Raw genomic sequence first — 14,136 nt, 5'->3', positions numbered from 1 at the left:
AATACACCTAATTTGAGAGATCACATAAATCTTGCCAAGAAATCTAACGCGTGTTAGGTTTTGCGAAAGGCTGGCGAAATTGCTGGCAGGGGGAGGAAAAATGACTGACTCGCAAGAGCCGGTTTTTGGGTTCACACGAACCGAACTACGGGAGAGGGATACTGTCTACGCGCCGGGCCTCTTTGACGGTCGGACAGTCGTTGTAACTGGTGCGGGCGGCGGACTTGGCTTGGCTATTGCGTCATTGTTTGCGCGCTTGGGTGCGACTTTGGCGATCTGCGGGCGTAACCCTGACAAGCTAGAAAGCGCTGCGGAATTTCTGCGCTCGTTTGGCGGCGATGTGCTGACACGGGAAATGACGATCCGTGATCCTGAACAGGCCGCAGCCTTTGTGGAAGTAGTTCATGAAAGGTTCGGTCGGCTTGATGTTCTGGTCAACAACGCAGGCGGACAGTTTCCGCAGCCGGCCTTGGACTTTTCCATAAAGGGCTGGAACGCGGTGATAGACACCAATCTGAACGGCACATGGTGGATGATGCAGGCGGCTGCGAAAAAATGGGTCGAGACCGGGACCAACGGCAATATTGTCAGCATCGTCGCTGATGTCTGGCGCGGAATGCCTGGCATCGCGCATACCGCCGCGGCACGCGCCGGGGTGATATTCCTGTCCAAATCCGTTGCGGTCGAATGGGCGCCGCATGGCATCCGTGTCAACTGTGTGGCTCCGGGGTGCTGCGAAAGCACCGGGTTTGGCAATTATCCGCCCGAGGGGGCTGCGACGTTCAAGGAATTCAACCCCATGCGCCGGGCGGGCGACGAATGGGATGTTGCCGAAGGAGTTGTTTATATGGCGGCACCGTCGGGCAAATTTATAACCGGAGAGGTTCTAAACATAGATGGCGGTCAGCAGATGTGGGGTGATCCCTGGCCGACGGGACGTCCTGATTACTTCAAGATAGACTGAGAGAGAGAACGGCGGGATGGTGAGTTTTGATTTGCTGGGAGGCGCGCACGGATGAATGGACCTGTAACATCAGGCAGCGGCCAGGTGCCGGTTTTGGAATGCATCGGCGTAGAGCGGCGGTTTGGCGGGCTTGTCGCAGTATCGGGCGTGGATCTGAGGCTTGAGAAAGGCGAAATCTTCGGTCTTGTCGGTCCCAACGGCAGTGGAAAGACGACGCTGACCAACGCGATCACCGGCTTTTACCCGCCACAAAAGGGGAAGATCCTGTTGGGCGGTAGGGATATTACTGGAACCGCGCCGCACAAGGTTGCGGGCATGGGAGTTGCGCGGACATTCCAGAACCTTGCGCTGTTCAACGGAATGAGCGTGCTCGACAATATTTTATTGGGGCGTCACATCCATATGAACCCTGGCGTGATCCGCACGGCGCTATACTGGTGGTTGGCGCGGCCCCAGGAAATTGCCAACCGAGAAGTCGTGGAAGAGGTAATCGACTTTCTTCAACTGGAAAGCATCCGGCACGAGTTGGTCGACGGAATCCCGATCGGGTTGAAGAAACGTGTGGAGTTGGCCCGTGCTTTGGTGGCCGAACCGCATCTTCTGATACTGGATGAACCGATGGCCGGGATGAACCAAGAAGAAAAAGAATACATGGCGCGGTTCATTCTGGATGCTCGCGCCGAGCGCGGCGTCAGTGTCCTGCTGATCGAGCATCATATGGACGTTATCATCGGGATCTGTGACCGAATGTTGGCGCTGAATTATGGCGAAATGATTGCCAGCGGCATCCCAAGAGAAGTCATTAAAAATCCGCGCGTTATCGAGGCCTATATCGGAGGCGCACATGGCGAATAATCCTTCATCCACCGTTCTAAAGGCCGTGCCAAACGCCGGGGACGATACGATTGCGCGCCTTCTGATGCGCAATGCAAGAGAGTATGGCAATGATATTGCGATGCGCGAGAAAGACCGTGGTATCTGGCGGGAAGTGACCTGGTCTGCCTATGCTGAGGAGGTGCTGCGCTGCGCCGCCGGCTTCATGGCCCTGGGCGTGAAGCCCGGTGACGCGGTCATTATTCTGGGTGACAACCGCGTGAGACTTTATGCTGGAATGACCGCGATGTCGATGCTGCGCGCCTATGCCATGCCGGCCTATCCCGGCGCGACGCTTGACGAGTTGAAGCATTTCTTTGGGGAAGCCCACGTTGTAGCCGCTTTGGTCGAAGATCAAGAACAGGTCGACAAGATCCTTGAGCTGCGCGACGCTGGAACGTCGGTGGCATCTATCGTTTACGATGAGGCGCGCGGGTTGAATCTCTATGATGCGCCTGGCCTGCAGTCGTGGGAAAGCCTGGTGGAAGCGGGTGCCAAGAGGCTGTCTGCCGATCCGGATTTGCGTCGGCACCTGATTGAGGAGTCCAAGCCAGAAGATCCGGCGGTGTTCATGCATTCCTCGGGTACGACGGGCAAGCCTAAGGGGATCGTGCTGAGCCAAAAAAATGTGTTGTCGGGTGCGCGCAATGCCCATGCCGGAGGTGCTTTTGAATATGGCGAAGAAATTTTGGCCTATCTGCCAATGGCATGGGTTGGTGACTTTGCTCTGACGGTGGCGTCGGCGATCGCGTTCCGCTTTACCGTCAGCGTGCCGGAGCGTCAGGAAACCGTGCAGCGTGACCTGCGCGAGATTGCACCCAGCCTGTATCTCGCCGCACCGCGCAGTTGGGATCACATGTTGACTGCCATTCAGGTGGGCATGGAGAATTCAACGCCTCTAAAGAAATGGCTCTATCATTTCTTTATGGATCGGGCTGTCGAGGCCGAACGGCGCAAGCTGAACGGTCTCAGTGGCGGACCCTTTGAGCGGCTGGGTCGGCTCGTCGGCGAGAAACTTATTTTTGGCCCGATCAAGGACCAGTTCGGCTTGATCCACCTTAAACGCGCCTTCACCGGTGGTGAAGCTATCGGCGAAGATACTTTCATTTTTTACCGGGCCCTTGGTATCAAATTGCGCCAGCTTTACGGCCAGACCGAAAACAGCGCGTTCAACGCTATCCAGGCCCCTGGCGAGGTGAAGTTGCATACCGTCGGCAAGCCCTTGCCGGGCGTCGAAGTGAAGATTGCCGACGATGGCGAAATCCTCATGAAAGCGGACAGCGTGTTCAAAGGGTACTTCAAAAATGAGGCGGCCTCGGCCGAGGCATTGCAGGATGGATGGTTGCACAGCGGCGACGCCGGTTATCTGGAAGACGACGGCCATCTCGTTGTTCTGGGGCGCGTATCCGAGGTAGTCTTTACTAAAAGCGGCGAACGATATGTTCCCAACTATATCGAAAACCGTCTCAAGTTCAGCCCCTACATCAAAGATGCCGCCGTGGTTGGCGCGGGACGGGACGAATTGACGGCAATGATCTGTATCGATGCTGAGGCGGTCGGGCATTGGGCCGAAGTCAACGGTGTGCCCTACGTATCCTATGCGGATCTTTCCCAAAGACCTGAGGTGGCTGAACTGGTGAAAGAGGCATTTGTTAGGGTGAACAAGGCGGTGACCGAAGGCCTGCAATTGCATCGCTATGTATCATTGCACAAAGAATTTGATCCGGATGACGGCGAGATTACCCGAACCCGTAAACTGCGGCGCAAAGTTGTAGAAGAACGCTACGGTCAGGTGATCGAGGCGCTTTATAACGGTTCAGCCGATATTCACGTCAAAGCGGTCGTAACGTACGAAACAGGCGAAACGGGGGCTGTCGAACGCACCCTGTTGATCAGGGAGATATAAAATGGATTTAGTATTTCTGGCAGAGCTGACAGTGAATGGCGCGCTGACAGGCCTGCTTTACTCGCTTTTTGCAATTGGGCTTGTCCTGATTTACAAATCGTCGTCGGTGCCAAACTTGGCTCAGGGGGCCCTAACCATGTTGGGCGCCTATGTGGTGCTGGCATTTTCGCACAATATGGGGTTGCCGCTTTGGGTGGCTATTCCTTTAGCGGCGGTGATCATGTTCTTTGTAGGCATCGGCATCGAAAAAGTTGCGCTGCGCAGATTGGCGGGGCGCCCGGTCATAATGATCCTGATGATGACAATGGGGATCGACATCTTTCTGCGCGGCACCACCCTGGCGATTTGGGGCGGGTCTTCGCGTTCGGTTGATTTGGGGGTCAGCTATGAACCGCTCTTTGTGGGGGACATGCTTCTTAGCCGTATCCACATTGTCGGTGCCAGTGTTGCGCTCGCCCTGTTTGTTGCCTTTTTTCTGTTCTTCCGCAGTCGGCTTGGTATTCGTTTGCGGGCCATTTCTGACGATTATATGGCATCCTGGTCTGTGGGTATTTCGGTTGAACGGGGTGTTGGCCTGTCCTGGGGACTGGCGTCGATCGTGGCGGTGGCAACCGGTGTGATTTGGGGCGAAATCCAGGGCGTCGATCAGTCGTTGTCGATCCTGCTGCTCAAGGGGCTGACAGTGGCCGTTTTGGGCGGGCTGGACAGTATCATCGGCGCGATTGTCGCCGGTATCATTCTGGGCATTCTGGAAAGTGTCGGTTCATTTTATCTAGATGAAATTGTCGGAGGTGGCAGCCGGGATCTGATTGTCGCTGCCGTGTTGATCCTGACGGTGATGATCCGCCCGCATGGCCTGTTTGGCCGTCATGACATCGAAAGGGTCTAAATTATGTTTTACGGTCTCTCAGGTGTTCGCCACAATAGTTACGTTTCTGATAGCAAGCTCTTCCCGGTTCCGGCTGATCGCAACGCCGTTGTGTTCTTCTTGCTGCTCGGGCTCGCAGCACCCTATCTGGTCAGTTCGCTTTATCTGAACAGTTACATTCTGCCTTGGCTGATCTGGACGGCGGCCGTATTGGGACTGAACCTTGTAACGGGTTGGGCCGGACAACTGCATCTGGGATATGCGGCCGTTATGGCCGTTGGTGCCTATTCGGCTGTTCACGCGGCGAAATTCGGAATTCCATGGGAGTTTGCCTTGCTTATAGGCGGTCTAGCCTCTTCGGTAATCGGAAGTCTGTTTGCTTTTGCGGCGCTGCGGACCAAGGGGCTTTACCTGGCCCTCACAACCCTTGCGATGCAGTTCGTGATGGACTGGGTACTGACCCATTCGCCAACGATCGCAGGGGGATCGCACGCGTCCTTGCAATCGCCCACCTTTGCGTTGTTGGGGCAGGACATTACCTCGGATGCAGGTCTGTATTACGTTGCATTCGGCTGGTGCGTTCTGGTCACGATCTTCATGCTCAACCTGCGACGCACCGGATTGGGCCGGGCCTTGGTTGCCGTGCGGGAAAAGGATTTTGCCGCAGCTATTCTGGGTGTGAACAGTTTTTACTATAAACTTGTCGCGTTTGCCGCATCGTCATTTATCGCAGGTGTCAGCGGCGCGATCCTAGTGTCGACGTTCTACTTTCTTGCGGCCCCAGAACAGTTTGCCGTGAACGTATCCATTCAGGTTCTGGCGATGGTGATTGTGGGCGGGCTCGGCAGCATTCTTGGAAGCTATCTGGGAGCCGCACTCATCCTGCTCATGCCCGGGGTCGTGAACCAGTTGTTCTCATTGGGAGCTAATCTTTTGGGGTTGGATTTAGGCATCGAAACGCTAGCGCACATTCCGAACGCGGCCTACGGCGCACTGATTGTCATCTTCCTGATGGTCGAGCCCTTGGGGCTTGGAAAACTCTACGCCAATGTCAGGGATTACCTGATGGTTTGGCCCTTTGACCAGCTTAAGAAATAGGGGGCGACATGGCACAGCCTAAAACCACAGCGACCGACCAGATACTGTCTCTGAACAGCATTGAAGTTTTGTACGATTCAGTTCTGCTCGCGATTAAAGGGGTCTCGATCGAGGTTCCCCGTGGAGGAATGGTTGCCCTTTTGGGTTCCAACGGAGCAGGCAAAAGCACCACCCTGAAAGCAATCAGTGGATTGCTAAAGGCCGAACGGGGCAAGGTCAGCCGGGGGGAAATTTGCTTTGACGGTAAACTTATCGGCAACATCCTGCCGCAAGACCGCGTTGCGATGGGTATCTGCCACGTCATTGAAGGCCGCCGGGTATTCGAGCATATGACACCGGATGAAAACCTTGAGGCGGCAGCGCCGATGTCGATGTCGCGCCAAAAGGTGAATTCGGAAAAAGCCCGCATATACGAATATTTTCCGCGCCTTGCGGAACGCAAAGCATCACAGTCGGGGTATCTGTCAGGCGGCGAACAACAAATGTTGGCCATCGGGCGTGCGCTAATGACCCAACCGCGCCTGTTGATGTTGGACGAACCCAGCCTCGGGCTTGCTCCGTTTCTGGTGGCCGAAATTTTTGGAATTATCCAGCGTATCAACAAGGAAGATGGCCTGTCGGTTTTACTGGTAGAGCAAAACGCGCTGGCCGCGCTGGAGATCGTTTCGCACGGCTATCTGATCGAAAATGGCCGCGTCGTGATGCACGATTCGGCAGAGGCGCTGAAGGCAAACTCCGACATTCAGGAGTTTTATCTCGGTGGAGGTGAAGGCAAGAATTTTCACGACATCAAGCACTACAGCAGACGGAAGCGCTGGCTGAGCTAGCGTTTGCGTTTGAATATTCACAGAGGAGGAACCAACCAATGAAAACCAAAACTTATGTAAAACGATTGGCTGCGGCAGCCGTGATGGGGCTGACAAGCCTGTCGGCCGCGAATGCAGCCGAGGACACGATCAAGTTCGGTATGTGTTATGATCTGAGCAAGACCTACACATTTGTGACGCCGCAAATCACTCAGGCGGCGCAAGATCTGGCCACCCTGACCAATATGAAGGGCGGCATCGGTGGTCATGAAATTGAAATCATCGTTCAAGATCACGGCAACGAACCGCAGCGTGGTATTGAATGCTACGAAAAGCTCAAGCGTGAAGGCGTGTTTGTGTTCGACATGCTGTCGACGCCGGTTTCCATCGCTGTGCTGCCGCGGATTATGAAAGACAAGAATATTCTGATCCAATCTCTTGTCGGCCGGGGGGACGCCGCTGACGGATCGGTGTTCAGCCAGATCTTCCCGGTTGGTCCCACCTATTGGGGACAAGCCGCCAACGATATTGCCTATATCAAAGAGCAAAGCGGTGGTGACATGAAAGGTGTCAAGGTCGGTTTCGCCTATCTGGACTATCCCTTTGGTCAGGAACCGATCGAAATCCTGAAAACACTGGCCGAAAAAGAAGGCTTTGAGCTTTTGCTTTATCCGGTGCCGCTGCCCGGCAGTGATCAGGCGAGCGTCTGGACCAAAGTGCGTCGCGACAAGCCCGACTATGTGGTTGCCTGGCTTCTCGCAGGTGGGCACGTCGTTGCTGCCAAGGAGATGAAACGCAACGGCTTTCCGATCAGCAATTATATCTCGGTCAACTGGCTGAATGAGGTGGACATCGCCAACATCGGCGCCGAGGCCGCAATCGGGCTCAAGCGGGGGACCAATGTGGCCGGCGGGCAGGATCTTCCGATCATCCAGGAAATCCTTGCCGACGTTTACGGCGAGGGCAAAGGTGCCGGGCCGGTCGAAAAGATCAACGACGTGTATTACAATACCGGTCTGGCGATCTATTCCGCGGCGTTCGAGGCAGCGCGTCTTGCCATGGAGCAAAGTGGCTTCCCTGTTACACCCGATTCCATGAAGGCAGGCTATGAAAGCATCGTGGATTTTGATGCCAACGGTCTGTTCGCCCCCATTACGGTGACGGCGGATGATCACGGCGGCGGCGGTAAGACCCGTATCGAGATGTGGGATGGCAAAACCTGGGTCCCTCAGCAGGACTGGACCGCAGCCTATACCGACGTAATCTGGGACGTGGTCAAAGAAAGCTCAAGCAAGTTCACGGTTGAGTAAGAAAACGTGGCTGGGGGTTCGCCCCCAGCCTTCCACCGGGTTTGAACCAACACGAACCAGCTTTGCTCAAACCCGTATCTCAAGGACATTCCATGACAGATAACCCAATTGAACTCACCGTTGAAAACGGTGTGGCAACAGTTTTTATTAACCGACCAGAGCGAAAGAATGCCTTGTCAGTAGCGGCAGCGAACGGGTTAACGGATGCCTGGGAACAGATCGAGGCTGACGATAGTATCCGCGTCGTCATCCTGACCTCCGCCGATTGTGGTGTGTTCAGCGCCGGGCTCGATCTCAAGGAAGCTGCCGAGATTGCCCGCGACGAAGGTATCGATATCCTGTCCAAAATGCGCGATCCGTTCCATGACCGGATGCGGGCCTGTTCCAAGCCGATTATTTCAGCGATGACCGGATCGCTGATGGCCGGTGGCATGATGCTGACCCTGATGAGCGACCTGCGGGTCGGACTGAAAGGAACGAAGGTTGGCATAACCGAGGTCAAGATTGGCCGAGGATCGCCATGGGCCGCCCCAGGTCTGTCGATGCTACCGCAACCGGTCCTGATGGAGCTTGTCCTAACCGGGGATCTACTGCCGATCGAACGGCTGCACGACTATGGTTTTACTAATTACCTGGAAGAAACACCTGATGCCGTACGGACCCGTGCCCGCGAACTGGCGGACCGCATCGCTTCGGGCGCGCCGTTGTCGGTGATCGCCGCCAAAGCAAGTGTGCGCGCAACGATGGATCTGGGCTGTGCTGCTGGATTAGAAGAGGGCAAGCGGTTGCATGAAGTTGTCTACACCAGCCAGGATGCCATCGAAGGCCCGCGGGCTTTTGCTGAAAAACGCCCCCCGGTTTGGCAGGGTAGATAGGGAACCAGGAGCTTGATATGTCTGACCTTATGCGATTTGACGTCGACAACGGGGTGGGGGTCTTGCGATTCACGCAGCCCGCGCGCCGGAACCCTTATAGCCTGGCATTTGTTGACCAGTTTATTGCGGCTCTTGATGTGGCGCAAAGGGATGATGCGGTGCGTGCCGTTGTGATGACTGGCGGCGATTATTTTTCAAGTGGTGGCGATCTTGTCGGGTTTCGGTCCGAGATCGCGAAAGGCGCGCGTGCAACCTATGAGATGGTTGACAAGGTGCATAGTGGCGCGCGCGCGGCATACGGGTTCAACAAGCCGCTGATTGCTGCCGTGAATGGCGTCGCCTATGGCGCAGGAATGAGTTTGGCGCTGTGTGCCGACGTGATTGTCGCCGCTGAAGATGCGCGGTTCTGCCAAGTTTTTTCAAAAGTGGGTGGCTGCCCCGACACGGGATCGAGCTGGCTTTTGCAACAGCGCATGGGGTCAGGCGCGGCACGCCTTCTGGTGCTGACCGGGCGTGAGATTTCCGGCAAGACGGCCCATCAGATGCGGGCAGTAGAAGAATGTGTGCCCGCTGACGAAACCGAAGCTGCCGCGATCGCAATCGCGACCGAGATGGCAGCAAACCCGATGTTTGGAATGCATTGCAGCAAACGCGTGATGCGTGAGGCCGCGGAGTGCTCTTTCGAGGAAGCTTTGGACATTGAGTGCCGCGCGCAGACCATTCTGCTTGGCGCGCATGATTTTCCCGAAGCAATGAATGCTTTCACAGAGAAACGAAAGCCGAGATTCCGAGACTGCTGAGTAAAGAGATTCAAAATATACTAACCTCAAGAGGAGATTATCGCCCATGAAGGTACTTGTACCTGTAAAGCGCTTGATTGACTACAACGTGAAAGTGCGCGTCAAAGCGGACGGATCGGGTGTTGATCTTGCTAATGTAAAAATGTCGATGAATCCGTTTGACGAAATTTCCGTCGAACAGGCGATCCGTCTAAAAGAAGCCGGTCAGGTCGAAGAGGTCGTGGTTGTTTCCATCGGCGTCAAGCAGGCTCAGGAAACATTGCGGACGGCTTTGGCAATGGGCGCTGACCGGGCAATTCTGGTTGTCGCCACTGACGATGTTCATAACGACATCGAACCGCTGGCCGTTGCCAAGATCCTCAAAGCGATTGTGGATGAAGAGCAGCCCGGTCTGGTGATGTGCGGCAAGCAGGCCATCGACAATGACATGAACGCGACCGGCCAGATGCTGGCAGCGTTGATGGGGTGGTCGCAGGCGACATTTGCATCCGAAGTGAAAATTGCAGGCGACAAAGCCAAAGTCACACGCGAAGTGGACGGCGGTTTGCAGACCATCGAAGTTTCGATGCCCACGGTCATCACCGTTGATTTGCGCTTGAACGAGCCACGGTATGCGTCCCTGCCCAACATCATGAAGGCAAAGAAAAAGCCGATGGATGAAAAGACACCGGCAGATTACGGCGTTGATGTTTCCAACCGCCTGGAGATCGTGAAAACCGTTGAACCAGCAGAGCGCGCAGCCGGTATCATGGTTGCATCCGTGGATGAACTGGTAGCGAAACTTAAAGAAGCGGGGGCCGTGTAATGGCTGTTCTACTCCTTGCAGAAATAACCGATGGCGAATTGGCGATGGATGCCACGGCCAAGGCCGTGACTGCCGCCAAAGCATTGGGCGATATCACCATACTGGCCTGTGGCGGCTCAGCTGCTGCGGCAGGTGAAGCGGCGTCAAAAATCGACGGGGTTTCCAAGGTGCTTGTCGCCGAGGATGCCACGCTGGGTCACCGCCTCGCGGAATCCACGGCAGCGCTTATCGTGTCGATGGCGGGCGATTACGATCACATCGTTGCCCCTGCCACGACAGACGCAAAGAACGTGATGCCACGGGTTGCGGCACTGCTGGATGTGATGATCATCTCTGACGCCTCCGGCGTGATTGATGCCGATACGTTTGAGCGGCCGATCTATGCGGGCAATGCGGTTCAAACGGTTAAATCTTCTGACGCGAAGAAAGTCATCACTTTCCGCACGTCGACATTTGATGCTGCTGGCGACGGCGGGTCTGCCTCGGTCGAGACGATCTCGGCGGTTGAAGATCCCGGTCTGTCGTCCTGGGTCGAAGACCACGTGGCGGCAAGCGACCGCCCCGAGCTCACATCGGCCGGTGTCGTCGTTTCCGGTGGTCGCGGTGTCGGGTCGGAAGACGACTTTGCGTTGATCGAAAAGCTGGCAGACAAGCTGGGTGCCGCCGTGGGCGCGTCCCGCGCTGCGGTCGATTCAGGCTACGCACCAAATGACTGGCAGGTCGGCCAAACAGGTAAGGTTGTGGCCCCTAGCCTCTATGTAGCAGTCGGTATATCCGGCGCGATCCAGCACCTGGCCGGGATGAAAGACAGCAAGATTATCGTCGCGATCAACAAAGATGAAGAAGCGCCGATCTTTCAGGTTGCCGATTACGGGCTGGTTGCAGATCTGTTCGAGGCCGTGCCCGAGTTGATCGGAAAGCTCTGATACATGGTCGCCAAATTTCCGACCTTACGATACCCTAAAGGCCCGCCGGTTAGGCGGGCCTTTTCCCGGTTTGGGGCGGCTGATCACTTGGGCTTGGGCCGTTTCAGGATGTCAGGGTTGTGCTCACCCAGTGCAGGCGGCGGAGTGATGTCGTGGCGCGCAGGTGTGGCAGAGAATTTGATGGGCGGTTTGGTGGTCCAGACGGCCCCTTCAGTGGGATGGTCGATGGTTTGGAAAAATCCTGTCGCGGCCAGATGGGGGTCTTGCGGCAGATCTGACAGCATCCGCACGGGCATGGCCGGAATGTCGGCTTGTTCGGTCAGTTCAATCCACTGGGCGGTGGTGCGTGTCGTCGCTATTTGCGCCACCATGTCATAGATCCCTCCGATATTCCGGCTGCGTTCGTCCATATTGGTGACCCATGGATGATTAAGCATGTCGTCGCGCCCCACGGCTTTGAAAAACCGTGCCCATTGCGCATTCGAGTAGGGCAGGATGGTAATATAGCCATCTGCGGTCTTTACTGGGCGCCGATGCGGGACCAGCATCCGTTGGTATCCGAAGCTTTGCGGTTCGGATTCAAATGTTGCCTCGGCCATATGTTCGACCAGTAGGAAGGAGGCCAGTGTTTCGAACATCGGAACCTCGACATGTTGGGCCTGCCCGGTCCGTTCGCGGTGATACAGCGCGGCCATGATCGCATAGGCAGCAGTGACCCCGCCAAGCTTGTCGGCGATAATCGTGGGAGCATAGGCAGGTGGGTTGTCGGGGTTACACATCGTGGCCAGTCCGGCCATGCCGGAGACAGACTGGACGCTGTCGTCATAGGCGGGCTTGTTGCGATACGGCCCGTCCGAGCCGAACCCGACTGCGGCCACGGTAATCAGCTTGGGATTGCGTTTGCGCAGGGTCTCGGGGGAAAGGGACAACCGCGCCAGCGCAGCGGGGCGGACGCTGGATACAAATACATCCGCATCATCCAGCAGGTCAAGCAAAGCGGTGCGGTCCTTTTGGGTTTTCAGATCAAGGGTAATGCTGCGCTTGTTGCGATTTGTGCCCAGAAATGCCGCACCCATACCAGGCGTCCGGGCAGGTTGCACCTGACGCAGCATGTCGCCTTCGGGGCTTTCGACCTTGATGACATCGGCACCCAGATCACCAAGCATTTGCGTGGCAAGGGGGCCGAATACAACCGACGTCATGTCGATGACCCTGGCGCCTGCAAGCATGCCGTCTTTACTGATGCTCATGGTTAGAACCCGCTTTTATTGAGGTGGAGAGTTGCATTAAATCTAACAGATGTTAGAATTGAAAACAACTTAGATTCGATCTATCGAAGGAGCAGGCGAAATGCAGGAAAATCAGGGGCCGGATAAAACCTTCCGGGACGGATTGGCAAAGGGCCAGATCAACTTGCAGCAATGTAATGATTGCAAAAAGTTCATTTTTTTCCCGCGCGTTTTGTGCCCACATTGCAAAGGGCAGTCCTTGACATGGCACCCGGCATCCTGCGGCGGTATCGTTCACACCACGACCACCGTGCGGCGAAAGCCTGAGCGTGGGGGTGACTATAACGTTTGCATGGTTGAACTGGCTGAGGGGGTGCGGATGATGAGCCGGGTCGATGAAATCTCTCCTGCCGAGGTGACGATCGGGTTGCCGGTCACGGCCTTTGTCGGTGAAATTGACGGTGTTCCTGCCGTGCTGTGTAAGCCGGTGGAGGAATGAACCATGGTTGATCAATTGCGCGGAAAATCCGCGATCGTCGGCGTGGGGCATGCAGGTTTTGGCGAGGCACCGGGGTTTTCGGCCTATGACATTATGGCGCAATCAGCACTCGCGGCGCTGGACGATGCCGGACTGAAGCTGAGCGATGTCGATGGTCTGTTCTGCACCATGATGGAAGATGCCATGCCGGTCCTCATGGCGGCCGAATATCTGGGGATTCAGCCGCGCTATATCGATGGCACGATGACGGGCGGTTCGTCGTTTGTGAACTATCTGACCTCGGCGACACTGGCGTTGCAGGCTGGGCTTTGTGATGTGGCGCTGATCTGTTACGGATCCAATCAGCGTACGGCGTCAGGGCGGCTTGTGACCGCGTCAAAGCTGCCGCCCTATGAAGGGCTGTATAACCCGCGCTATCCGATCTCGGCATATGCGATGGCTGCGGCGCGGCATATGTATGAATATGGCACGACACGCGAACAACTGGCCGACGTAGCCGTTGCGGCACGCGCCTGGGCCCGGCACAATCCCGAAGCCTTTGAGCGCGGCGCGTTGACCCGCGAAGATGTACTGGGTGCGCGTATGGTGGGCGATCCGCTGACCACGCGCGATTGTTGCCTGGTAACCGATGGCGGTGGTGCAATCGTGATGGTGCGGGCCGATCGGGCGCGGGATTTTCCCAAGGCACCAGTCTATGTCCTGGGGTCTGCGGCGGCCAGCAGCCACCGGCAAATCTCGCAAATGCAGGATTTCACGGTTACGGCGGCGCGCGACTCCGGCAAACGTGCCTTTGCGATGGCCGGGGTGACGCCGGGCGATATCGATGTCGTTGAGCTGTATGATGCGTTTACCATCAACACCATCCTGTTTCTCGAAGATCTCGGGTTCTGCGCCAAGGGCGAAGGCGGCGGATTTGTCGCCGATGGCCGGATCGCGCCGGGCGGAGCGTTGCCAGTCAACACCAATGGCGGTGGGCTGTCATGTGTGCACCCCGGAATGTACGGCATCTTCACGGTGATCGAGGCCGCGCGCCAAATCAGAGGTGATGCGCCGGGGTTGCAACAGGATAACGTGGAGCTGGCGCTGGCGCATGGCAATGGTGGGGTACTGTCTAGCCAAGTTACGGCCATTCTCGGCGCGGCCAGCACCGTTTGATTTAAGCAAGGGGAAACCGGAA

At 56.3% G+C, this 14,136-nt stretch carries 14 protein-coding genes; 13 read left to right on the top strand and 1 reads right to left on the bottom strand.

The window, feature by feature from the left end; all coding sequences use genetic code 11:
* The first annotated feature begins 100 nt into the window (after positions 1 to 100).
* The 11 genes from SULPSESMR1_RS22815 (at position 101) to SULPSESMR1_RS22765 (ending at position 11,231) form a co-directional block, all read left to right on the top strand.
* A complete protein-coding gene (locus SULPSESMR1_RS22815) occupies positions 101 to 964 on the top strand; it encodes an SDR family oxidoreductase (RefSeq protein ID WP_089423363.1) in 864 nt (287 codons plus the stop codon).
* Between the two features lie 51 nt (positions 965 to 1,015).
* Positions 1,016 to 1,819, top strand: coding sequence for an ABC transporter ATP-binding protein (locus SULPSESMR1_RS22810; protein WP_089423362.1), 804 nt, complete (start codon positions 1,016 to 1,018; stop codon positions 1,817 to 1,819).
* Complete coding sequence (locus SULPSESMR1_RS22805) at positions 1,809 to 3,743, top strand: AMP-dependent synthetase/ligase (protein WP_089423361.1); 1,935 nt, start codon at positions 1,809 to 1,811, stop codon at positions 3,741 to 3,743. Before SULPSESMR1_RS22810 ends, SULPSESMR1_RS22805 begins: the two co-directional genes overlap by 11 nt.
* Before the next feature lies 1 nt (position 3,744).
* On the top strand, positions 3,745 to 4,632 hold the full coding sequence (locus SULPSESMR1_RS22800) for a branched-chain amino acid ABC transporter permease (protein WP_089423360.1): 888 nt from the start codon (positions 3,745 to 3,747) through the stop codon (positions 4,630 to 4,632).
* A gap of 3 nt (positions 4,633 to 4,635) precedes the next feature.
* The gene (locus tag SULPSESMR1_RS22795; RefSeq protein WP_089423359.1) at positions 4,636 to 5,709 is read left to right on the top strand and encodes a branched-chain amino acid ABC transporter permease; all 1,074 of its coding nucleotides are present in this window, start codon (positions 4,636 to 4,638) and stop codon (positions 5,707 to 5,709) included.
* An 8-nt stretch (positions 5,710 to 5,717) separates the two neighbouring features.
* Positions 5,718 to 6,536 (top strand): ABC transporter ATP-binding protein, encoded by an 819-nt coding sequence (locus SULPSESMR1_RS22790; RefSeq protein WP_089423358.1) that lies wholly within the window; start codon positions 5,718 to 5,720, stop codon positions 6,534 to 6,536.
* Positions 6,537 to 6,574: 38 nt separating this feature from the next.
* Positions 6,575 to 7,825: an ABC transporter substrate-binding protein gene (locus SULPSESMR1_RS22785; RefSeq protein ID WP_089423357.1), complete on the top strand. Its 1,251-nt coding sequence runs from the start codon at positions 6,575 to 6,577 to the stop codon at positions 7,823 to 7,825.
* A 92-nt stretch (positions 7,826 to 7,917) separates the two neighbouring features.
* Positions 7,918 to 8,700: an enoyl-CoA hydratase/isomerase family protein gene (locus SULPSESMR1_RS22780; RefSeq protein ID WP_089423356.1), complete on the top strand. Its 783-nt coding sequence runs from the start codon at positions 7,918 to 7,920 to the stop codon at positions 8,698 to 8,700.
* 17 nt (positions 8,701 to 8,717) lie between these two features.
* A complete protein-coding gene (locus SULPSESMR1_RS22775; RefSeq protein WP_089423355.1) occupies positions 8,718 to 9,500 on the top strand; it encodes an enoyl-CoA hydratase/isomerase family protein in 783 nt (260 codons plus the stop codon).
* A 46-nt stretch (positions 9,501 to 9,546) separates the two neighbouring features.
* On the top strand, positions 9,547 to 10,305 hold the full coding sequence (locus SULPSESMR1_RS22770; protein WP_089423354.1) for an electron transfer flavoprotein subunit beta/FixA family protein: 759 nt from the start codon (positions 9,547 to 9,549) through the stop codon (positions 10,303 to 10,305).
* Positions 10,305 to 11,231: an electron transfer flavoprotein subunit alpha/FixB family protein gene (locus SULPSESMR1_RS22765; RefSeq protein WP_089423353.1), complete on the top strand. Its 927-nt coding sequence runs from the start codon at positions 10,305 to 10,307 to the stop codon at positions 11,229 to 11,231. Before SULPSESMR1_RS22770 ends, SULPSESMR1_RS22765 begins: the two co-directional genes overlap by 1 nt.
* 83 nt (positions 11,232 to 11,314) lie before the next feature.
* On the opposite strand, the gene SULPSESMR1_RS22760 is transcribed toward SULPSESMR1_RS22765, so the two are convergent.
* On the bottom strand, positions 11,315 to 12,481 hold the full coding sequence (locus SULPSESMR1_RS22760) for a CaiB/BaiF CoA transferase family protein (RefSeq protein WP_089423352.1): 1,167 nt from the start codon (positions 12,479 to 12,481) through the stop codon (positions 11,315 to 11,317).
* A 100-nt stretch (positions 12,482 to 12,581) separates the two neighbouring features.
* On the opposite strand from SULPSESMR1_RS22760, the gene SULPSESMR1_RS22755 reads away from it, so the two are divergent.
* Positions 12,582 to 12,959, top strand: coding sequence for a Zn-ribbon domain-containing OB-fold protein (locus SULPSESMR1_RS22755; protein ID WP_089423351.1), 378 nt, complete (start codon positions 12,582 to 12,584; stop codon positions 12,957 to 12,959).
* 3 nt (positions 12,960 to 12,962) lie between these two features.
* Positions 12,963 to 14,114 (top strand): thiolase, encoded by a 1,152-nt coding sequence (locus tag SULPSESMR1_RS22750; RefSeq protein WP_089423350.1) that lies wholly within the window; start codon positions 12,963 to 12,965, stop codon positions 14,112 to 14,114.
* Positions 14,115 to 14,136: the final 22 nt, after the last annotated feature.

Origin of the sequence: Pseudosulfitobacter pseudonitzschiae (assembly GCF_002222635.1) — a bacterium.
Lineage (GTDB): Bacteria > Pseudomonadota > Alphaproteobacteria > Rhodobacterales > Rhodobacteraceae > Pseudosulfitobacter > Pseudosulfitobacter pseudonitzschiae_A.
Note: the sequence above shows the minus strand (reverse complement) of the source record. Positions and strands in the feature narration are given on the sequence as shown.

Coding starts and splice junctions, on each gene's coding strand:
- SULPSESMR1_RS22815 (WP_089423363.1), top strand. CDS start 101: ATGACTGACTCGCAAGAGCCGGTTTTTGGGTTCACACGAACCGAACTA.
- SULPSESMR1_RS22785 (WP_089423357.1), top strand. CDS start 6,575: ATGAAAACCAAAACTTATGTAAAACGATTGGCTGCGGCAGCCGTGATG.
- SULPSESMR1_RS22800 (WP_089423360.1), top strand. CDS start 3,745: ATGGATTTAGTATTTCTGGCAGAGCTGACAGTGAATGGCGCGCTGACA.
- SULPSESMR1_RS22750 (WP_089423350.1), top strand. CDS start 12,963: ATGGTTGATCAATTGCGCGGAAAATCCGCGATCGTCGGCGTGGGGCAT.
- SULPSESMR1_RS22795 (WP_089423359.1), top strand. CDS start 4,636: ATGTTTTACGGTCTCTCAGGTGTTCGCCACAATAGTTACGTTTCTGAT.
- SULPSESMR1_RS22760 (WP_089423352.1), bottom strand. CDS start 12,481: ATGAGCATCAGTAAAGACGGCATGCTTGCAGGCGCCAGGGTCATCGAC.
- SULPSESMR1_RS22755 (WP_089423351.1), top strand. CDS start 12,582: ATGCAGGAAAATCAGGGGCCGGATAAAACCTTCCGGGACGGATTGGCA.
- SULPSESMR1_RS22770 (WP_089423354.1), top strand. CDS start 9,547: ATGAAGGTACTTGTACCTGTAAAGCGCTTGATTGACTACAACGTGAAA.
- SULPSESMR1_RS22810 (WP_089423362.1), top strand. CDS start 1,016: ATGAATGGACCTGTAACATCAGGCAGCGGCCAGGTGCCGGTTTTGGAA.
- SULPSESMR1_RS22790 (WP_089423358.1), top strand. CDS start 5,718: ATGGCACAGCCTAAAACCACAGCGACCGACCAGATACTGTCTCTGAAC.
- SULPSESMR1_RS22775 (WP_089423355.1), top strand. CDS start 8,718: ATGTCTGACCTTATGCGATTTGACGTCGACAACGGGGTGGGGGTCTTG.
- SULPSESMR1_RS22805 (WP_089423361.1), top strand. CDS start 1,809: ATGGCGAATAATCCTTCATCCACCGTTCTAAAGGCCGTGCCAAACGCC.
- SULPSESMR1_RS22780 (WP_089423356.1), top strand. CDS start 7,918: ATGACAGATAACCCAATTGAACTCACCGTTGAAAACGGTGTGGCAACA.
- SULPSESMR1_RS22765 (WP_089423353.1), top strand. CDS start 10,305: ATGGCTGTTCTACTCCTTGCAGAAATAACCGATGGCGAATTGGCGATG.